Source organism: Pseudomonas sp., from assembly GCF_049653025.1.
Lineage (GTDB): Bacteria > Pseudomonadota > Gammaproteobacteria > Pseudomonadales > Pseudomonadaceae > Aquipseudomonas.
Genome location: NZ_JBASFM010000011.1, coordinates 38,024 through 57,371 on the forward strand (window position 1 = coordinate 38,024; position 19,348 = coordinate 57,371).

22 protein-coding genes are annotated in these 19,348 nt (G+C 61.6%); 3 read left to right on the plus strand and 19 right to left on the minus strand.

What is annotated here, in order from left to right; translation table 11 throughout:
* Positions 1 to 3: 3 nt before the first annotated feature.
* The 4 genes from cyoE to WBK23_RS09645 are packed head-to-tail and all read right to left on the minus strand — an operon-like array spanning position 4 to position 3,296.
* A complete protein-coding gene (gene cyoE, locus WBK23_RS09630; protein ID WP_424483759.1) occupies positions 4 to 903 on the minus strand; it encodes a heme o synthase in 900 nt (299 codons plus the stop codon).
* A gap of 24 nt (positions 904 to 927) precedes the next feature.
* Positions 928 to 1,968 carry a COX15/CtaA family protein gene (locus WBK23_RS09635; protein WP_424483760.1) on the minus strand — a complete coding sequence of 347 codons (1,041 nt, stop codon included), beginning with the start codon at positions 1,966 to 1,968 and terminating at the stop codon, positions 928 to 930.
* Between the two features lie 25 nt (positions 1,969 to 1,993).
* Complete coding sequence (locus tag WBK23_RS09640) at positions 1,994 to 2,590, minus strand: hypothetical protein (protein WP_424483761.1); 597 nt, start codon at positions 2,588 to 2,590, stop codon at positions 1,994 to 1,996.
* Positions 2,565 to 3,296: an SURF1 family protein gene (locus WBK23_RS09645; protein ID WP_424483762.1), complete on the minus strand. Its 732-nt coding sequence runs from the start codon at positions 3,294 to 3,296 to the stop codon at positions 2,565 to 2,567. The genes WBK23_RS09640 and WBK23_RS09645 overlap by 26 nt, the downstream gene beginning before the upstream one ends.
* Before the next feature lie 87 nt (positions 3,297 to 3,383).
* On the opposite strand from WBK23_RS09645, the gene WBK23_RS09650 reads away from it, so the two are divergent.
* Positions 3,384 to 3,587 (plus strand): twin transmembrane helix small protein, encoded by a 204-nt coding sequence (locus WBK23_RS09650; protein WP_108486646.1) that lies wholly within the window; start codon positions 3,384 to 3,386, stop codon positions 3,585 to 3,587.
* Between the two features lie 6 nt (positions 3,588 to 3,593).
* Here WBK23_RS09650 and WBK23_RS09655 read toward each other — a convergent pair whose 3' ends face one another.
* The 4 genes from WBK23_RS09655 to coxB are packed head-to-tail and all read right to left on the minus strand — an operon-like array spanning position 3,594 to position 7,770.
* Positions 3,594 to 4,481 (minus strand): cytochrome c oxidase subunit 3, encoded by an 888-nt coding sequence (locus tag WBK23_RS09655; protein WP_424483763.1) that lies wholly within the window; start codon positions 4,479 to 4,481, stop codon positions 3,594 to 3,596.
* Positions 4,482 to 4,493: 12 nt separating this feature from the next.
* Positions 4,494 to 5,045 carry a cytochrome c oxidase assembly protein gene (locus WBK23_RS09660; protein WP_424483764.1) on the minus strand — a complete coding sequence of 184 codons (552 nt, stop codon included), beginning with the start codon at positions 5,043 to 5,045 and terminating at the stop codon, positions 4,494 to 4,496.
* Positions 5,046 to 5,057: 12 nt separating this feature from the next.
* Positions 5,058 to 6,641: a cytochrome c oxidase subunit I gene (gene ctaD / locus WBK23_RS09665; RefSeq protein ID WP_424483765.1), complete on the minus strand. Its 1,584-nt coding sequence runs from the start codon at positions 6,639 to 6,641 to the stop codon at positions 5,058 to 5,060.
* 4 nt (positions 6,642 to 6,645) lie between these two features.
* The gene (gene coxB, locus WBK23_RS09670) at positions 6,646 to 7,770 is read right to left on the minus strand and encodes a cytochrome c oxidase subunit II (protein ID WP_424483766.1); all 1,125 of its coding nucleotides are present in this window, start codon (positions 7,768 to 7,770) and stop codon (positions 6,646 to 6,648) included.
* A gap of 363 nt (positions 7,771 to 8,133) precedes the next feature.
* On the opposite strand from coxB, the gene WBK23_RS09675 reads away from it, so the two are divergent.
* A complete protein-coding gene (locus WBK23_RS09675; RefSeq protein ID WP_424483767.1) occupies positions 8,134 to 8,790 on the plus strand; it encodes a hypothetical protein in 657 nt (218 codons plus the stop codon).
* Positions 8,791 to 8,826: 36 nt separating this feature from the next.
* On the opposite strand, the gene WBK23_RS09680 is transcribed toward WBK23_RS09675, so the two are convergent.
* The 3 genes from WBK23_RS09680 to WBK23_RS09690 all read right to left on the minus strand — a co-directional run bounded on the left by WBK23_RS09680 (position 8,827) and on the right by WBK23_RS09690 (position 11,724).
* The gene (locus tag WBK23_RS09680) at positions 8,827 to 9,555 is read right to left on the minus strand and encodes a carbonic anhydrase (RefSeq protein WP_424483768.1); all 729 of its coding nucleotides are present in this window, start codon (positions 9,553 to 9,555) and stop codon (positions 8,827 to 8,829) included.
* 102 nt (positions 9,556 to 9,657) lie between these two features.
* Positions 9,658 to 10,716 (minus strand): PA0069 family radical SAM protein, encoded by a 1,059-nt coding sequence (locus WBK23_RS09685; RefSeq protein ID WP_424483769.1) that lies wholly within the window; start codon positions 10,714 to 10,716, stop codon positions 9,658 to 9,660.
* A gap of 87 nt (positions 10,717 to 10,803) precedes the next feature.
* A complete protein-coding gene (locus WBK23_RS09690) occupies positions 10,804 to 11,724 on the minus strand; it encodes an AEC family transporter (RefSeq protein ID WP_424483819.1) in 921 nt (306 codons plus the stop codon).
* Between the two features lie 97 nt (positions 11,725 to 11,821).
* Between WBK23_RS09690 and WBK23_RS09695 the strand changes: the two genes are divergently transcribed.
* Complete coding sequence (locus WBK23_RS09695; protein WP_424483770.1) at positions 11,822 to 12,226, plus strand: GFA family protein; 405 nt, start codon at positions 11,822 to 11,824, stop codon at positions 12,224 to 12,226.
* Here the strand turns inward: WBK23_RS09695 and WBK23_RS09700 are convergent.
* The 8 genes from WBK23_RS09700 to WBK23_RS09735 all read right to left on the minus strand — a co-directional run bounded on the left by WBK23_RS09700 (position 12,223) and on the right by WBK23_RS09735 (position 18,965).
* Positions 12,223 to 14,175: a DUF4105 domain-containing protein gene (locus WBK23_RS09700; protein WP_424483771.1), complete on the minus strand. Its 1,953-nt coding sequence runs from the start codon at positions 14,173 to 14,175 to the stop codon at positions 12,223 to 12,225. The genes WBK23_RS09695 and WBK23_RS09700 overlap by 4 nt on opposite strands.
* The gene (locus tag WBK23_RS09705; RefSeq protein ID WP_424483772.1) at positions 14,172 to 14,492 is read right to left on the minus strand and encodes a DUF2388 domain-containing protein; all 321 of its coding nucleotides are present in this window, start codon (positions 14,490 to 14,492) and stop codon (positions 14,172 to 14,174) included. Before WBK23_RS09705 ends, WBK23_RS09700 begins: the two co-directional genes overlap by 4 nt.
* Positions 14,493 to 14,593: 101 nt before the next feature.
* On the minus strand, positions 14,594 to 14,911 hold the full coding sequence (locus WBK23_RS09710) for a DUF2388 domain-containing protein (RefSeq protein ID WP_424483773.1): 318 nt from the start codon (positions 14,909 to 14,911) through the stop codon (positions 14,594 to 14,596).
* Between the two features lie 80 nt (positions 14,912 to 14,991).
* Positions 14,992 to 15,198, minus strand: a complete 207-nt coding sequence (locus WBK23_RS09715) for a DUF1127 domain-containing protein (protein ID WP_424483774.1) — start codon at positions 15,196 to 15,198, stop codon at positions 14,992 to 14,994.
* A 266-nt stretch (positions 15,199 to 15,464) separates the two neighbouring features.
* Positions 15,465 to 15,680: a DUF1127 domain-containing protein gene (locus tag WBK23_RS09720; protein WP_424483775.1), complete on the minus strand. Its 216-nt coding sequence runs from the start codon at positions 15,678 to 15,680 to the stop codon at positions 15,465 to 15,467.
* 395 nt (positions 15,681 to 16,075) lie between these two features.
* Positions 16,076 to 17,512, minus strand: coding sequence for an NAD(P)(+) transhydrogenase (Re/Si-specific) subunit beta (locus tag WBK23_RS09725; protein WP_424483776.1), 1,437 nt, complete (start codon positions 17,510 to 17,512; stop codon positions 16,076 to 16,078).
* Positions 17,512 to 17,829 (minus strand): NAD(P) transhydrogenase subunit alpha, encoded by a 318-nt coding sequence (locus WBK23_RS09730; RefSeq protein WP_090378897.1) that lies wholly within the window; start codon positions 17,827 to 17,829, stop codon positions 17,512 to 17,514. Before WBK23_RS09730 ends, WBK23_RS09725 begins: the two co-directional genes overlap by 1 nt.
* A gap of 14 nt (positions 17,830 to 17,843) precedes the next feature.
* Positions 17,844 to 18,965 carry a Re/Si-specific NAD(P)(+) transhydrogenase subunit alpha gene (locus WBK23_RS09735; protein WP_424483777.1) on the minus strand — a complete coding sequence of 374 codons (1,122 nt, stop codon included), beginning with the start codon at positions 18,963 to 18,965 and terminating at the stop codon, positions 17,844 to 17,846.
* Positions 18,966 to 19,348: the final 383 nt, after the last annotated feature.

Here is a 19,348-nt window from a genome sequence, read left to right on the forward strand (position 1 = left end):
GCCTCAGATATTGAGCAGAAGGTAGTGATCCACCAGCAGGGCGATAAACAGCGCGAAAAGATACCAGATGCTGTATTTGAACGTGTTGATCGCCGCATGCGGTTTGCTGTCACGGTACAGCACCACTGCCCAGTGCAGGAAACGCCCGCCCAGCAGCACGGCGCAGGCGAGATAGAGCAGCCCGCTCATATGAATGGCGTAAGGCAGCAGGGTCACAGCGAACATCGCCAGGGTGTAGAGCAGGATATGCACCTTGGTGTAGTGCTCGCCGTGGGTCACCGGCAGCATGGGGATATCGGCCTTGGCGTACTCCTCTTTACGGTGGATGGCCAGGGCCCAGAAATGCGGCGGCGTCCAGGCGAAGATGATCAGGACCAGCAGCAGCGGTTCGGCGCTGATATGCCCGGTAACCGCGACCCAGCCGAGCAGCGGTGGTGCTGCACCGGCCAGCCCGCCGATGACAATGTTCTGCGGCGTGGCGCGCTTGAGAAAGCCGGTGTAGAGCACCGCGTAGCCGAGCAGCGAGGCCAGGGTCAGCCAGGCCGCCAGCTCATTGGTAAAGGTTAGCAGCAGCGCCATTCCGGCTACCGCCAACAACAGGGCAAAACCCAGAGCTGCGGTCGGCGACAAACGCCCGGCCGTCACGGGCCGTTTATGGGTGCGCGCCATAATCGAATCGATGCGCCGGTCCACCACATGGTTGACCGCCGCCGCCGCACCGGCGCACAGGCCGATGCCGAGGTTACCGAAAATCAGCACCTGCCAGGCCACGCCCGCCCGCGTGGCGAGGAACATGCCGACCAAGGAGGTGATCAGCATCAGCACCACCACCCGCGGCTTGGTCAGTTCGAGGTAGTCGCGCCAGCTGGCGTGGGCTTGGTGTTCGCGCACTAGAGTAGCCATAGGGTCTCTCCTCGATTGTTCTTGTTATTGGCCAGGCAGCGCAGCCAGGCCAGCCTGTGCGTCAGCCGCCCGCGATGCCAGCGGGACGCTGCTGCGCACCCGGTAATTAATCAGCACCAAGCACAGCAGCAGCGCCGCGCCGCCGAGGTTATGCGCCACCGCCACCAGCAACGGCAGGTGGAATACCACGTTGCTGATGCCCAGGCTGATTTGCACCGCCAGCGCCAGCAGCAGCAAACCGGCCAAGCGCGGCAAACCATGGCGTTTGAGTTGCCAGGCCAACAGCAGCAGCACCAGGGTCACCAGCAGCGCACCGATACGGTGGGTCATATGAATGGCGGTGCGCGCGTCGCTGTCGAGCTGACCGCCGAGGTAGTTGGGGCCGATATGCTGGGTCAGGTGAAAGCCATTGGCGAAGTCCATTGCCGGCCACCATTCGCCATGGCAGGTCGGCAGATCGACACAGGCCACCGCCGCATAGTTGCTGCTGACCCAGCCACCCAGGGCGATCTGCCCAATCACCAGCAGCAGACCAAGCGCCGCCAGACTGCGCAGCCGTGCGGGAAGATTGGCCAAGACGGCCGCCTTGCCGGAGAGACGCAGCGTCAACAGAAACAGCAGACTGAGAGTGGCAAAGCCGCCGAGCAGGTGGGCCGTGACCACCTGCGGCCACAGCTTGAGCGTTACCGTCCACATGCCGAAGGCCGCCTGCACGATCACCAGGCCAAGCAACAGCAGCGGTAGTTTGAGTGGTTGACCGATCTCTGTACGACGGCGCAGCGCCTGTATCGCCAGGCCCAGGATCACCAGGCCGAGGCTGCCGGCAAAGTAGCGGTGGACCATCTCGTACCAGCCTTTGGCCACTTCCACCGGCGCTTCGGGGAAGCGCGCCTCGGCCAGCGTCTGTTTGTGTTCGCTCATCGGCACGCCGATAAAGCCGTAGCAGCCCGGCCAGTCCGGGCAACCCAGGCCGGCGTGGGTCAAGCGGGTATAGGCACCGAGCAGCACCACCACGACCGCCAGCACAGTGGCGAACAGGGCAAAACGGTAACCGGGCTTGCTCATCATCAGTCCTTAGCCGTGGGCAGCATTAACCAATCTGGGAGATTTTTAGCAGATGCCGCAGATCATTGAGAATCGCCTTGCCCTTGCTGGTAGCGTCATAACGCAGCACCAGATTGCCGTGCGGATCGACTATCCACAGCTGTGCGCCGGAGACGTTGCCAGCTGTCTTACCGTAGGCCTCTAGCTGCAGTTGATAGCGCGCCAGTTGCGGGTATTCACGGCGCAACTGGGCGTCATAGTCGTCGCTCAGCGGCTGAGCCACAGCCAAACCATGGGCGGCGCGACCGACATCGCGGTTAAGGCCGATATGCACCTGGCGGGCGAGAAACACCAGCTCCTTGCACGCCGCATCGCAGACATCCGGTACGGTCACCAGCAGCTGCCAACGGATTTCGGCGGGGCCACTCACGCCGAGATCGGCGCGGGTCTGCCCGGTGCCGATCAGCTCGCCGTGGTAGCTGCGGGTTTCCGGTACCCAGAAACGCCACTGGTACATGGCGCTAGCGAGAATCATCGGGCCGATAACCACGGCCAGAATCAGGATCAGCTGCAGCCGCCCACGACGACGCTGGCTGGGCGGCACTTCAGGTGAGGCATCAGGCAGGGCGATGGCTGGGTTCATGGCGAGTCTCCCGCGCGTTATATAGACCGAAATAGATAAACAAACCGAGCAGGGCGGCCGCCAGGGCAAACCATTGCACGGCATAACCGAGGTGTTTGTCCGGGCTCATGGCAACCACCGGCCAATCGTTCTGCAAGGAAGCGGGGCCTGGCTCCAGACGCAGTTCGTAGCTCAAGCCACCGCGCCCCAGCTGTTGCCACAGGGCATCCGGCTTGATCTCGCTGACCACCCGCGGCCAGCCCGTAGCGGGTGCGCCGGCCTGCAACTGCAAGGCCTCGCCCAGCGGAACATAGACCGAAGCCTGTAGGCGCAGCGGAGTATCCGGGGTGGCGAAGGTCGGGGTAATCCGGCGATCCGGCCAGGGCAGCCAGCCGCGATTGAGCAACAGCCAGAGGCCGCTGTTTTGGTCATAGAAGGGTTGCAGCACTTCCACGCCGACCTTGCCGGCGCGGGTACGGTTATCCAGCAGCAGGGTATGGCGCGCATCGAAATAACCCTGCAACTGCACGCGCACATAGGCTGGATTGGGGTAGCGCTCAAGCTCAGTGAGGCTGATGGGGGCGGCAATCTGCCGGGCCTGGTGCGCGGCCAGCAATTCGCGTTTTTCCTCGGCACGCGCCAGCTGCCAGAAACCCAGGGCCAGCAGCCCGGGCAAGAGCAGCAGCACCAGCACACTGGGCAGCAGGCCAGGACGGAAGGCGCTCATGACGAACCCCCGAAAGCCCTGGTCAAGGTGGCTATACTGCAGCTGCTGCACATTTCCCTTCCCCGAAGTTCCGCATGGGAGTCAAGCATGCTCAAGGCCGCTATCGTCCTGCTACTACTGGCTACTCTGGTCAGCTTATTCAGTGGCCTGTTTTTTCTGGTCAAGGATGAAGGTAAAACCTCCCGGGTGGTTAACGCGCTGACTGTGCGCGTCACCCTCACCGCCTTGACCGTCGCCCTTATTGCCTGGGGCTTCTACAGTGGCCAACTGGTCTCGCATGTCACCTGGTAAGTCTCGTCACAGCACATAAACGAAGACAAACAGGCCAATCCACACCACATCGACGAAGTGCCAGTACCAGGCCGCCGCCTCGAAACCGAAGTGCTGATCCGGGGTGAAATGGCCACGCAGGATGCGGATCAGCATGATGCTCAGCATCAAGGCCCCCAGAGTCACGTGGGCGCCGTGAAAACCGGTGAGCATAAAGAAGGTCGCGCCATAGATGCCCGAACCCAGGGTCAGGCCCAGTTCGGTATAGGCGTGGATATATTCCTCGACCTGAAACACCAGGAAGGCGATGCCCAGGATCACCGTCAGCGCCAGCCAGAGCTTCAGCTGCTTGCGGTGGTTCTTGCGCAACGCGTGGTGGGCAAAGGTCAGGGTGAAACTGGAGGTCACCAGCAGGATGGTGTTGAGCAGCGGCAGGCCCCAGGCGCTGATCACCCCGCTGGGTGCCGGGTAGAGCTTGGGATCTGGCGTGTTAAGCAGCGGCCAGGTGTATTGGAAATTCGGCCAGAGCATATTGGCGACGCCCTTGTCGCCCTCGCCGCCAAGCCATGGGCCGGCCCAGGTGCGCACGTAGAACAGCACGCCGAAGAACGCGGCAAAGAACATCACTTCGGAAAAGATAAACCAGCTCATACCCCAGCGGAATGAACGGTCCATCTGCGGGCTGTACATGCCGGAGCGGCTTTCCTTGATCACATTGCCGAACCAGCCGAACAACATGTAGGCGAGGAACAGGCCGCCGACGAAGAAGATCAGCGGGCCATTAGAGTCGGCCCGCTCGGCCTTCATGTCGTTGAACCAGGTACCGACGCCGTAGACCGAAAACAGCATGCCAAGGGTGGCAATGATCGGCCACTTGCTTTGTGCGGGAACGTAATACTGCTCGTGACTCGACATTTATTATTCTCCTTATGGAGTCGCCTGGGCTACAGACGGTTTACTCGCAGTGATATCGAACAGGGTGTAAGCCAACGTCAGGTGGCGTACATCGGCGGGTAACGCTTGATCAACGATAAAGCGCACCGGCATTTCGATGCGCTCGCCGGGCTGCAAAACCTGCTGGGTAAAGCAAAAGCATTCGGTCTTGTGGAAATAGGCTGCTGCCTTGGACGGTGCCACGCTGGGAATCGCCTGGGCGGTCATCGGCTTGTCCGTTGGGTTGTAGGCGACAAACAGCATCTGCGTACTGGCCCCCGGATGTACCACCACCTCATCGGCCTGCGGGCGGAACTCCCAGACCATGTCGGCGGCATTGGTGGCGAGAAACTGCACGCGCACCTGCCGCGACTGATCCACGCCGTCCTGCACGGCCTCGTAGGCACCAGCGGTCTTGCCGTTGATGCCAAAGGCCTGGCACATCACGTCGTAGATCGGCACCAGAGCGAAGCCGAAGCCAAACATGCCGACTACCACCAGTGACAAGCGGATAACCAGGCGGCGGGTCGACAGGGCTTCACTCATCGGCAGGCGTCCTTATTTCACTTCAGGCGGCGTGGTGAAGGTGTGGTACGGCGCCGGTGACGGCACGGTCCACTCCAGCCCTTCGGCACCGTCCCAGGGCTTGGCCGCAGCCGGTTTACCGCCACGGATGCACTTGATGACAATAAACAGGAACAGCAACTGGGTAGCGCCGAACATAAATGCACCGACGCTGGAGACCATGTTGAAGTTGGCGAACATCATGTTGTAGTCGGGAATCCGCCGCGGCATGCCGGCCAGGCCGACAAAGTGCATCGGGAAGAACGCCATGTTCATGCCGATAAAGCTCATCCAGAAGTGCAGCTTGCCGAGGGTCTCGTCATACATATGGCCGGTCCACTTCGGCAGCCAGTAGTAGGCCGAGGCGAAGATGCCGAAGATCGCCCCGGGCACCAGCACGTAGTGGAAGTGCGCCACCACGAAGTAGGTGTCGTGGTACTGGAAGTCCGCCGGGGCGATGGCCAGCATTAGGCCGGAGAAGCCGCCGATGGTGAACAGGATGACGAAGGCCACGGAGAACAGCATCGGCGTCTCGAAGGTCATCGAGCCGCGCCACATGGTACTGGCCCAGTTGAACACCTTCACCCCGGTCGGCACGGCAATCAGCATGGTCGCGTACATAAAGAACAGCTCACCCGTGAGAGGTATCCCCACAGTGAACATATGGTGCGCCCAGACGATAAACGACAGAAAGGCGATTGAAGCGGTGGCGTAGACCATCGAGGTGTAACCGAACAATGGCTTGCGGGCGAAGGCCGGGATGATTGCACTGACCGCGCCGAACGCCGGCAGGATCATGATGTACACCTCGGGATGGCCGAAGAACCAGAACACGTGCTGGAACAGCACCGGATCACCACCACCGGCGGCACTGAAGAAGCTGGTGCCGAAGTGGATATCCATCAGCATCATGGTCACGCAACCGGCCAGTACCGGCATCACCGCGATCAGCAGGAACGCGGTGATCAGCCAGGTCCAGACGAACAGCGGCATCTTCATCAGGGTCATGCCGGGGGCACGCAGGTTGAGGATGGTGGCGACCACGTTGATCGCACCCATGATCGAACTGATGCCCATCAGGTGCACGGCGAAGATAAAGAAGGTCACGCTTTCCGGCGCGTAGGTAGTCGACAGCGGCGCGTAGAAAGTCCAGCCGAAGTTGGGGCCGCCGCCTTCCATAAACAGCGTGCTGACCAACATGCTGAACGCGGCCGGCAGCAGCCAGAAACTGAAGTTGTTCATCCGCGGCAGAGCCATGTCCGGCGCGCCGACCATCAGCGGAATCATCCAGTTGGCCAGGCCGACGAACGCCGGCATCACCGCACCGAAAACCATGATCAGGCCGTGCATGGTGGTCATCTGGTTGAAAAATTCCGGCTGCACGATCTGCAGGCCCGGCTGGAACAACTCGGCGCGAATCACCATGGCCATGCTGCCACCGAGCAGGAACATGGCGAAGCTGAACCACAGGTACATGGTGCCGATGTCTTTGTGGTTGGTGGTCAGTACCCAGCGCATCAAACCTTTGGCCGGGCCATGGTGGTGGTCAGTATGACCGTGGTCAATCACTGCACTCATGTCCTTACTCCTGAGCCTTTTTGAACGCGAGGATGTCTTTCGGGGTGACCATGTCACCGACCTTGTTACCCCAGGCATTGCGTTCGTAGGTGATGATGGCGGCGATATCTACTTCCGACAGTTGCTTACCGAAAGCGGCCATGGCGGTGCCGGGCTTGCCGTTGACCACGATGCCGATATGCCCGGCAGCCGGTCCGGTGGCGATGGCTGAGCCCTTGAGGGCCGGGAACATCGGCGGCAGGCCTTCGCCAGTCGGTTGGTGGCAGGAGGCGCAGTTGGTCTGGTAGGACTTCTCGCCGCGGCTCATCAGCTCATCCATGGTCCACTCTTTGCTGGTTAGCTCCTTCTCGGCAGCAGCTTTCTGCTTGCGCTCGGCGAGCCAGGTGGCGTAGTCCTCTTTCGATTTGGCCTCGACCACCACGGGCATAAAGCCGTGATCCTTGCCGCACAGCTCGGTGCATTGGCCACGGTAGATGCCGGGCTCATCGATGCGCGTCCAGGATTCGTTGATAAAGCCAGGGATGGCGTCTTTCTTCACCGCCAGGGCCGGTACCCACCAGGAGTGGATCACGTCGGCGGCGGTAATCAGGAAGCGCACCTTGGTGCCGACCGGAACCACCAACGGCTCATCGACCTCCAGCAGGTAATGCTCACCCTTGGTGGCCTTGTTGTGGATCTGCTCTTGCGGCGTGGTCAGGTTGCTGAAGAACTCGACGTCTTCGCCCAGGTATTTGTAGTGCCATTTCCACTGATAGCCGGTGACCTGGATATCCAGTTCCGACTCGCTGGAGTCGTAGATCTCGATCAGGGTCTTGGTGGCGGGTATCGCCATCACCACCAGGATGACCAGCGGCACGACCGTCCAGAGAATCTCGACCGTGGTGCTTTCATGGAAGTGGGCGGGCTCCTGACCTGTGGAGCGGCGGTGGACAAGCATCGACCAGAACATGGCACCAAACACGATCACGCCGATCACGACGCAGATCCAGAAGATGGTCATGTGCAAATCGAATACTGAGCGGCTGACCTCGGTGGCACCCGGCATCATATTGATGCCCCAGCCGGCCTGCGCCGAGCTGAATACCAACCACAACAGGAGGCCCATCCAGACTCGTGGATGTCGCATCATTGCGGGTTCCCCTTAATTTTTCTTGTTATCCCGCCGGGTCCGCCTGTGGCTGAGGTGTCGGGCATCCATCACAGTAAGAATGCTGACGAAACCTCTCCATGCCGAGACATCCCCGGTGTTATCAGGTACTGCCTTTCGAATTCGAGTATAGACACGGACTTGCAGCTGGCAACGCGAAAACCGAAATGAACAACCGGGCGCAGGCCACGCGCTAAAGACCGCGGCGGCTGTGGGATAGGGCGAAATCCGGACCATCACATATAGCCGACTCGCATAACTGTTTAGAAATTATGACAATCGAGTCTTAGCAGCGCCTCTCAGCCAGCTAAGGTTCTCGCCCATGTCCTCATTTCAGGAGCAGTCATGAACATCGCCGCTTTACACGCGCTGATCCAACGGGCGCATCAGCACGAAGCCAGTACGGGGCATCTCGCCAGTCAGATGCAGGCACAACTGGGCCGCCTGCACCCGGCCATTCGCCTGCCGAACGATGGCACCGAGGGCGTGCTGCAGGGTTTTGTCAGCGCCTATATCGAGCAGGTGCCGGAAATGCTGCAGGCCGCGCAGCAGGTAGCCTTTGAGGCGGGAATCGAGGCGCAGATCAAGCCGGTGCTCACGGTGGCCGAACAGTTTTTCCTGCAACCACCCGCGCTGATGAACGGCCATGAGGGACTTGAGGGGCTGCTCGATGAGGCCTATCTGGCGCATCGCCTGGTCGAGGAAGTGAATGACCGCTATATCGCCCATCTAGGTGCGCCGCTGATCCCGCTGGACACCACGGTGGCCAACCTGATCGCCCACCAGCTGATCGGCGAGCCTTTCGCCAACCAGCTGGATGAAGCCGTGCACCATGCCGTCGAGGGCATGCTGGATGACGCCAGCTTTGCCCAGGACTCGGTGCTGGCCTACCGCGAGCGTTTGCACAACCCACAAACCGAGGCGGCCTGGCTGCGTTGGCCATGCCTGTCGCGTCAGCTCGGGGTGGAATTGCAGCTGGATGAAACCCGCGCCGCTGGCTAGCGACGCGGACTCTGGCAGAACGCGTGCGACTGCCGACTAGCTGCTCGGCAGGTAGCGCGCGCGCGGCGTGGCCATCGGCAGCGGACCGTCGCCGATCAGGCGAAACTCGCCCTTTTCCGCGTCGTAGGCCTTGATCTCGCTGGTTTCGATGTCATACACCCAGCCGTGGATAAACAGCTGGCCGCAGGCCAGGCGTGAAGCCACCGAAGGGTGAGTGCGCAAGTGGTCGAGCTGCGCCACGACGTTTTCCTCGGTGAGAATGCCCAGGGTGTTGTGGTCGGTACAGCCACAGTTTTCCGCCACCACGGTTTTCGCCACCTCGGCATGCCGCAGCCAGGCTTTTACCGTGGGCATGCGTTCCAGGCCTGCCGGGTCTAGCACTGCCTTCATCGCGCCGCAGTCGGAATGCCCGCAGATGATGATGTGCTGCACACCCAGCGCCACCACCGCGTACTCGATAGCAGTAGAAACCCCGCCCATCATCTGCCCGTAGGGTGGCACCACGTTGCCGACGTTGCGGTTGACGAACAGGTCGCCCGGCGAGCTCTGGGTGATCAGCTCAGGCACCACCCGCGAGTCGGCGCAGGTGATAAACATCGCGCGCGGGTTCTGCGCGGTGGCCAGCTTCTTGAACAGCTCTTCCTGCTGCGGAAAGATCTCGCTGCGAAAGCGCTGGAAACCATCGACGATGCTTTGCAGGGCTTCCTCGGCAGTCTCGGTGCCTGTGCGCCCCTGCAGCGGAATCAACTGATGCTTGTATGGCATGTTTGCGACCTCTGTGAGCCTGATTAAACGCTGCTAAAACGACAGCCAAGGCCGCTAGCGAGTCACATGCCAAGTGTTACCTCCGATGACTCAGACAGCAACTCAAAGCAGCGCCAGCTGGCCACCTGGCGGACAAAAACGCGTGCAATCGAGATTGAACCCCTCGCGCCGCTGCAGCCCTAGACGTTTACTGGCCAGGGCAAACCGTTGCGCGAGCAACTCGGCAAAGGCCCCTTCACCGCGAAAACGCAGGCCAAAACGGCTGTCATACAGCGCACCACCACGGCTCTGGCGGATCAGACTGAGCACATGCTCGGCGCGCTGCGGGTAATGCGCCTGCAACCACTCCTCGAACAGCGGCGCGACTTCACGCGGCAGGCGCAGCAGCATGTAGTTGGCGCTCTGCGCGCCGGCGTCCTTGGCCGCCGCCAGCAAGTGCTCCAGCTCCATGTCGTTGATCATCGGGATCATCGGCGAACACAGCACGCCGACCGGAATGCGGTTGTCACGCAGCACTCGGATCGCCCGCAAACGCGCCGCCGGAGCCGCCGCCCGCGGCTCCATGATGCGCTTGAGCTCATCATCCAGGGTGGTCAGGCTGATCATCACCGCCACCAGGCGCTGCTGCGCCAGCTCAGTGAGTAGGTCGAGGTCACGCAGAATCAGCGAACCCTTGGTGACGATGGTCACCGGATGGCGATAGTCGAGCAGCACCTTGAGGCTGTTACGCGTCAGCAGATGCTGGCGCTCGATCGGTTGATAAGGGTCGGTATTGGAACCCAGGTTGATCGGCGCACAGACATAACCCGGCTTGCTCAGCTGCTGTTCGAGCAGAGCCACGGCGTTGCTCTTGGCGATCAGCTTGGTCTCGAAATCCAGCCCGGGCGACAGATCCCAGTAGGCATGGCTCGGCCTGGCGTAGCAGTAGATGCAGCCATGCTCACAGCCGCGATAGGGATTGAGCGAGCGGTCGAACGGCAGATCCGGCGACTGGTTACGGGTGATGATGGTCTTGGCGAGTTCCGTACGCACCTCGGTGGCGCGACTCGGCGGCACTTCCTGAAACCAGCCATCATCAGTGGCGATGATGCGCGTCGGCGCAAAGCGATTGGACGGATTGGTGGCGGTACCGCGACCGCGCGGCGGCAAGGAAACGGACATGGCTCGACTCCGACAAATAACTGTTTATATATACAGTTATTTGTCGGAGCCACCAAGCACCTGCTGTCGCTGCGCGCCGATAGACCGTCAACCCGCCAGCAGGCTCAGGATCAACGGCAGGCTGGCCGCCGCCAGCAAGGTCTGCAGGGTGATAATGCCCGCCATCAACTGGCTGTCGCCGCCCAGCTGGCGGGTCAACACATAGGCCGTTGGCGCGGTTGGCAGGGCAAAGAACAGCACCAGCACAGTGCTTTCCATCGTTGGCAAGTCCAGACCATAGGCCACTGTCCAGGCCAACAGCGGCATGGCTAGCAGACGCAGCAGGCTGTTCCAGCTCAGCGCCGGAATCTCCCCGCCCAACTGTTCCGGCTTCAACGCCGCACCGACGCAGAGCAGCCCGAGCGGCAAACTGGCTGCCGCCAGCAAGCTGAGCAGACGATCACTGCCGCCCGGCAAGCCAAGGCCACTGAGGTTGACCAGCGCACCACCGAGGCAGGCGAGGATCAGCGGGTTCTTCAGGATCGGCAGCAGCAGGCTGCGCGCACTGACGCCGCGTTCGGCGGTCAGCGACCATACCGAGAGCACATTCACCGTCGGCACCATCAGCGCCAGCATCAACGCCGCCAGAGTCAGCCCTGGCTGACCGAACAGGCTGCCGACGGCGGCCAATCCAAGATAGGTATTGAAGCGCAGAATGCCTTGGCTAAACGCGCCGAAGCGCCCCGCCGGCCAACCGCGCAAACGCCGCAACACCAACAGAGCCAGCCAGGCAATGCCCAACGCCAGCAGCACGGCCAGAGCCAGGCGCGGCAACGCGGGGTTATCCAGCGGCGCATTGGCCAAACTGCTGAACAGCAGCGCCGGGAACAGAATGAAATAGTTCAGCCGCTCGGCACCCGGCCAGAACGCCTCATTGGGAAACGCCCAACGGCGCAGGTAATAGCCGGCCACGATCAAGGCGAACAATGGCCATAGGGCCAACAGCAACTCCAGCACGGCAACCTCCAGTCACAGCCAAGCCGCCATCTTGAGCAGCCACATGGGGTGACGCAAGGTCGAGGTCGGGATTAGGCTGTTTTACCTGATCGTCACGACGAGAACGCCTATGTCCGCTATCCATCAAGGCGGTTGCCAGTGCGGGGCCTTGCGCTATGAGTTCGAAGCGCCGCTGCGGAACATTGCCCACTGCCATTGCTCAATCTGCCGACGCACCACCGGCGGCATCGTCACCACCTGGATCACCGTGCCGCTGACGAGCTTTCGCTGGCTGGCCGGCACGCCGCGTGAATACGCCTCGTCAGCCAGCTGCACGCGCAGCTTCTGCCCGACCTGCGGCGCGCACCTGACGCTGTTTACCACGCTCAGCCCGGGCAGCCTGGATATCACCATCGCCACCCTCGATTGCCCCGAGCGGGCTGCGGCGGATCGGCATATCTGGGTGCAGAACCGGCTGTCCTGGCTGCAGGTCGATCCACAGCTGCCCGAGCAACAGCAGGAGTACATCCCCTAGGGCAAGACCAGGCCACCGCTGGCCTTGTGCAGTGCACGCAGGTGTTCGCCGAGCTGGCTGAGATTGGCCTCGTTGGCCTGCAGTTCGGCCAGACGCGTCGGCTCCAGCAGGGTGCGTACTTCCTGATCAAGGTCGTCGCTGAGCTGGCGCAGTTGCTGCTGACGCGCCTGGCTTTCGGTTTCCAGACGCTGCCATTCGGCGCGTTGCGGCAGGCCATAACCCGCATCGAGCAGCTCGGCCGGGCGACTGAGAAAGCCGCTGTTGGCGAGAATCTGCTGCAACGCACCGCCGGCTTTGCCCAGGCTCGGGTCATGCGTGTCACGGCCGCTCAGGTAACGCCGTTTGAGTTCGTCCTGGGCCAGCAGCAACTGCCGGCGCAACGCCGCCTGCTCAAGCAACAACAGGGCCGCACTGGTGCGCAGATCAGCCCGGGCAAACCAGCTTCGGCGCTCACTGGCGGGCAGCGCCAGCCAGTCTTCGACCTGGCCCTGGGCAATCGGCAAGTGCTCGCGCAACACCTTGAACATCGCCTGGTAACGCTCGCGGTAGGAATCGAAACGGTACCCCAGGCGCAAGGCTTCGCGCGGGTCATCGAGCACGCTGCGATCGGCCAGGTCGCGGGCCACCAGGGTATCGAGCAGGCCGTTGGGCATGATGCTGTCTAGTGCCTGCAGGCGCGGATGCTGGCTGCCACTGCGCAGCAGCTTGAGGGTTTCCACGGCACAGTTGTTGGAGAGAAACCAGTAGTCGCCGTCGTAACTCCAGTGCTGCTCGGCGGCGCGGGTCACCAGTTGCTCCAGCTGCGGGCGGTCCAGCCTGAGCGGTACCGAGGCCAGGCTGCGCAGTTCGACCTTGGTGTACTCCTCGATCACCTGGGCCAGCGGCAGAACGAACAGCCGCGACGGATAAACGCCGGTCAGGCCATCCCAGCTGGACAGCTGCACGTCGCCGACAAAGGCACGGTAGGACAGCACCAGGTGTTCCTGCATATCCAGCCGGCAGTCCGGCCCGCGCGGCCGCCCAGGCGCGCAGATCACCAGGCGCAACATGCTGTGCCCCCAGCGACTGGCCAGCACATCGTTGGCCTCGGCCAGCAGGTAATCCACCTGGTAAACCCGCTGCGGATCGATACTGCCCAGCGGCTGCCGGGCGAAATCCCGCCCGGCATTCAGGTAGGCCAGGCCTTCGGCGCAGGGCTGCTGGTTCGCCGGTGTCCAGGCGAAATGCGCGCTCAGGTAGCGCGCCAAAGAAGGGCGGCGGCAGGCGTAACTGGGGTCGAGGAGGAAGTACTCCATATTCACCGCCACGAATTCGCGCGGATTGCTCAGCTCGTAGCGGTCCGGGCTGCGCGCGACCTGGTGGTTTTCCTCATCCCGTGCGCCCCGGCGACCGACCTGCTGCGCCCAGCCGGCCAGATCGAGCAAGCGCGGGTCATCACTGAGGGTGAAGCGCCGTGTGGTCTGGCCGCGGCACCGGTCCGGCAGGCCCACCGCGCCGATGCTGGCCTGACGCTGGCGACACTGCCGTTGCAGACGCTGGTCATACTCAGGCCAGAGCTGCGCGCGGTCATACAGATGGCTGAGTTCGTGCACCACGGTGGCCAGCAATTCGCGCCGTACCGTGCCATGTGGCCGCCCGCTTGGCGCGCTCGCCGCGCGGCCATCGAGCAGCGTCGGTAACAAACCGGCATTCAGCTCGATGCCACTAAACCGCCCGGCGCGGCCATACACCTCGGCCGGCAGCTCGCGCCAGCGCAGGCTGACGCGGCGATCCAGACGTTTTTTGAACTGCGCCGGCAGGGCGCTCAGCGCTTCATCCACCAGCGCCTGACTGGCCTGCTGCTGCGCCGGGCTGAGACTGTCAGCCTCAAGCCGCACACGCAGGTCGGCATGACTGGCGCAGCTGGCCAGCAAGGCCCAGCTCAGCAGCCAGTAACGCAGCCCTCTCACAGGGCGAGGATGGCTTCTGCCAGCACCTGATCGGATGCGTTCTGCGCTTCAGGGAGGCGCTGACGCAAAGTACCGAGTGCCGCCTCGAGGTGGGCACCGCGAATCGCGCCCTGACTGGCAACGAAACTGGCCGCGTCATCACGCGCCTGCAGCACGACTTTCATGTCACGCACCGAGGTGGTGGTGTCCGAAGTGAAGTCGAAACTGCGGTCAAGCGCCCGCACGATGATATTGCTGGTGGCAACCAGGGTCTGCGCCTGGGCAGTGGCGCTGAACAGGGCCACAACGAATACCGCGCCGCGTAAAACAGGGTACATATGCATCTCCGAATAACAGCCGAGCACAATGATGGCTGCCTTGGATGCCGATTGTCGACCGCAGTTCAACCCCACCCGCCCAAGCGTGAAACAGCTAACAACTAGAGGCTGAGAATCGCCGCAGCCAGTTGCATGTCATCGCCCTGTAATGTCGGAGCTTGCTGGCGAATATGCTTGAGGGCGGCCTCCAGTTGCACGCCACGGATGCCGCCCTGGCTGGCGACAAAAGTGGCGGCATCATCTCGCGCGGCGAGGACGATCTTGTCATCACCAAACGACGACGACACATCGGACGTCGCTTCCGACGTGGCCCCCACCGCACCGACCACGGCATCGGTAGTGACCACAAAGCTGGTGGCACTGGCCTGGCCGGCCAACGCCAGCAGTGTCGCCAAGCCAAGCGTACGCATCACGTTCATATTCAAGCTCCTTTGCATGCCCGACAACCAGGCAGGTTCAGTGTAGACACTGATTGTTCGGCTTTTCTCCGGCACCGGGCTTAACGCCAGAACGGCTTGTCCAGTTCAAGCTGGCGCTGCGCCTCGCTGATCCCGGCATCGGCCAACTGGCGGCTATCGAGCCGCGCCAGTTGCCTCCGGGTTCGGCCGTTGCGCTGCCACTGCCGCAGTCGGGCGTAAAGGCTTAGCCAGTACGGACGGCTGATCTGTGCAGAGGGCGACTTGTCGCGATTGAGTGTGCGTTCCATGGCGCGCTTCCTTGTCAAAGACGGGGGATGGCAACCTAGGATGCGCGGACGTAGAGCAAAGGAGCAGACACAGCACCGCACAATTGTGCTGATGCAGTTCATGGACAACAGAAACTGTACCGCTTCTGCGCCCGCAGACTGTTGCGGACAAAAAATTGCCTGGAGCACTTTTGCCCAGCAGATAAAAAGAAAGCCCCAGCACGCTAGGCGCTGGAGCTTCCAAAAATCCCATCAAGGGAGGAGCAGAAATCGGTGTTGCAGAACAATTAACGCCAGAAAGGCTTGCTCAACTCGGCGTAGCGCTGGGCTTCGCTGATGCCGGCATCCGCCAACAGGCGGGAGTCCAGACGTGCAAGCTGGCGGCGGCTGATAACGCGGCGCTGCCATTGCAGGACGGAGGTAAACATACGCAGCGGCAGGGCGCTGGTGCCGTTAACTTGGCTGTGATCGAAAAACAGGTCGGAACTGAGGGTACGTTCCATGGTGGTCATCCTTCCGCTTGTGGCGGGTCAGTGGTGTGTTGCGATGGGAGAATTATTGCCGTTACCTCCGCTTCGCTGTAGCCACAGCTGGATGAAATTGCAGTACAAATAGATAGTTTGCTTTGTAACTGTTTTGCTTGTTTTATACACAACTGTACTGGCCATAAGTGCTTTAGCCTAAAAACCGTACAGACTCAGATAAAACAACTGCAAAACAAGCCAAAGCGCAGTGAATAGCAATAGGTACAATTACAGATTGCACTCTTGTTACAGCTGACCTGTTTTTCAGTTTTTACCCTGGTAAAAGCACTTTTCTGATCGAACGGACAGAAAATCACAGGCCATAAAAAAGCCCGGCACTTGGCCGGGCTTTTTCTACAACGTTGCAGCGAGGTTTAGTCGACCGCTTTAACCATATCTTCGATGACTTTCTTGGCGTCGCCGAAGACCATCATGGTCTTGTCCAGGTAGAACAGTTCGTTGTCCAGGCCGGCATAACCGCTGGCCATCGAGCGCTTGTTGACGATCACGGTCTTGGCTTTGTAAGCCTCGAGGATCGGCATACCGGCGATCGGCGACTTCGGATCGTTCTTCGCCGCCGGGTTGACCACGTCGTTGGCGCCCAGCACCAGCACCACGTCGGCCTGGCCGAACTCGGAGTTGATGTCGTCCATCTCGAACACCTGCTCGTAAGGCACTTCGGCCTCAGCCAGCAGCACGTTCATGTGGCCAGGCATACGACCGGCAACCGGGTGGATCGCGTACTTCACGGTGACGCCACGGTGAGTCAGCTTCTCCGCCAGCTCCATCAGCGCGTGCTGAGCACGGGCAACCGCCAGGCCGTAACCCGGAACGATGATCACGGTGTCGGCGTTGGTCAGCAGGAAAGCCGCGTCGTCAGACGAGCCAGACTTAACCGGGCGAGCTTCCTGAGCACCGGCTGGGCCAGCAGCTTCAGCCGCGCCACCGAAACCACCGAGGATCACGTTGAAGAACGAACGGTTCATCGCCTTGCACATGATGTACGAGAGGATCGCGCCGCTCGAACCCACCAGCGAACCGGCGATGATCAGCATCGAGTTGTTCAGCGAGAAGCCGATACCGGCCGCCGCCCAGCCCGAGTAGCTGTTGAGCATCGACACGACTACCGGCATGTCTGCGCCGCCAATCGGGATGATGATCAGCACGCCGATCACGAAGGCCAGAGCCAGCAGGATGGCGAATGCGGTCAGGTTACCGGTGAAGGTGAAGTACAGACCCAGACCGAGAATCGCCAGGCCGACTGCCAGGTTGATCCAGTGCTGGCCCTTGAACTGTACCGGTGCGCCCTGGAACAGGCGGAACTTGTACTTGCCCGAGAGCTTGCCGAAGGCGATCACCGAACCGGAGAAGGTGATGGCACCGATGGCCGCACCAAGGAACAGCTCCAGACGGTTACCGGCCGGGATCGCATCACCCAGCGCCGCAACGATACCCAGCGACTGCGGCTCAACCACGGCAGCAATGGCAATAAACACCGCGGCCAGGCCGATCATGCTGTGCATGAAGGCGACCAGTTCCGGCATCTTGGTCATTTCCACGCGCTTGGCCATCACCGAGCCAGCGGTACCGCCGACCAGCAGGCCGACAATCACGTAACCGATGCCCTGGGTGGCGATTTCAGCACCGAGCTTGTAGATCAGGCCGACGGTGGTCAGCACCGCCAGACCCATGCCGATCATGCCGAACAGGTTGCCGCGACGCGACGTAGTCGGGTGCGACAGGCCTTTAAGCGCCTGGATAAAGCAGATCGAGGCGACGAGGTAGAGAACAGTGATCAGATTCATGCTCATCAGTGTTTCTCCACCGCAGCGGCTTTCGGCGCTTTCTTCTTAAACATTTCCAGCATGCGCCGGGTAACCAGGAAGCCACCGAACACGTTAACCGCGGCCAACGCCACGGCCAGGGTGCCCATGGTCTTGCCCAGCGGGGTCACGGTCAGTGCCGCGGCCAGCATGGCACCGACGATAACGATCGCGGAAATCGCGTTGGTCACCGCCATCAGCGGGGTGTGCAGGGCCGGAGTCACGTTCCACACCACGTGGTAGCCCACATAGATGGCCAGCACGAAGATGATCAGGTTGTAGATGCCGTCGGAAATCATATCCATGAGCGGTGCTCCCCTTAGCCGTTAGTGCGCACGACGTTGCCGTCACGGCACATCAGGCACGCGGCGACGATGTCGTCTTCAAGGTTGAGGTGGAACTTGCCTTCGCCGTCGATAACCAGCTTGAGGAAGTCCAGCAAATTGCGTGCGTACAGCGCCGAAGCATCGGCCGGCACCAGGGCCGCCAGGTTGCTGTGGCCGACGATGGTCACGCCATGCTGCACCACCACCTGCTCGGCGACGGTCAGCGGGCAGTTGCCGCCTTGCGCTGCAGCGAGGTCGATGATCACCGAGCCTGGCTTCATTTCCGCCACGGTGGCGGCATGCAGCAGGGTCGGTGCCTTGCGGCCCGGGATCAGCGCAGTGGTGATGACGATATCGGCCTGCTTGGCCTTCTCGTGCACTGCCTTGGCCTGACGCTCCATCCACGAAGCTGGCATCGGCCGGGCATAGCCGCCAACACCCTGGGCGCATTCGCGCTCTTCATCGGTCTCGAACGGCACGTCGACGAACTTGGCACCGAGCGACTCGATCTGCTCTTTAACAGCAGGGCGTACGTCGGAGGCCTCAATCACCGCACCCAGGCGCTTGGCCGTGGCGATGGCCTGCAGACCGGCAACGCCAGCACCGAGGATCAGAATGCGCGCGGCCTTAACGGTACCGGCAGCAGTCATCAGCATCGGCATAAAGCGCGGGTAGTGGTGCGCGGCCAGCAGCACGGCCTTGTAGCCGGCGATGTTGGCTTGCGACGAGAGCACGTCCAGGCTCTGCGCACGGGAAGTGCGCGGGGCGGCTTCCAGGGCGAAGGCAGTAACGCCGCGGGCATTGATGCGCGCGATGGTCTCGTTGCTGAACGGGTTGAGCATGCCAACCAGCACAGCGCCGGTTTTCATGTGGGCCAGTTCGGCGTCGGTCGGGGCAACCACTTTCAGCACCAGATCGGCACCAAAAGCGGCAGCATCGTTGCCGATAGCCGCGCCAACAGCCTGATAAGCACTGTCCGGAATGCTCGCGCTAACGCCGGCACCGGTTTGTACTGTGACCTGATGGCCTTGGCCAATCAGCTTCTTGATGGTTTCGGGAGTTGCGGCAACGCGCGTCTCACCAGCATGGGTTTCGAGAGGAACACCGATGTGCACTTCAATTCTCCTGCGTGATCTTTTTGGTGAACCGGCGCACTGCGGATGGCACGCGGGCGTTGGGGAGGATCAGCACAAACCCGGCCGGCAAATAGCACTGACGCAGGCGGGGCGCGGCATTTTGCAGGCGAAGGGCATGGTCATCAAGCCGTTATGAAGTAAAACCTGGTGATAACTACAAGTCACCGGGTGACCTTGTCGCTCGCAAAACCCGACGAAGCCTTGTGCTGCCTGGCTTGCAGCCAGGAAGGCGCGGTTTTATGACGCACCCATATTCTTGACGGAAATGCTGCGCCATCAGATCAGCGGCTGAGCCGCCAGTTACAGGGCAAAGCCACTGATTCAGGGCTCTGCAGTGGGGTGAGTGTGCAAAAAACACCACA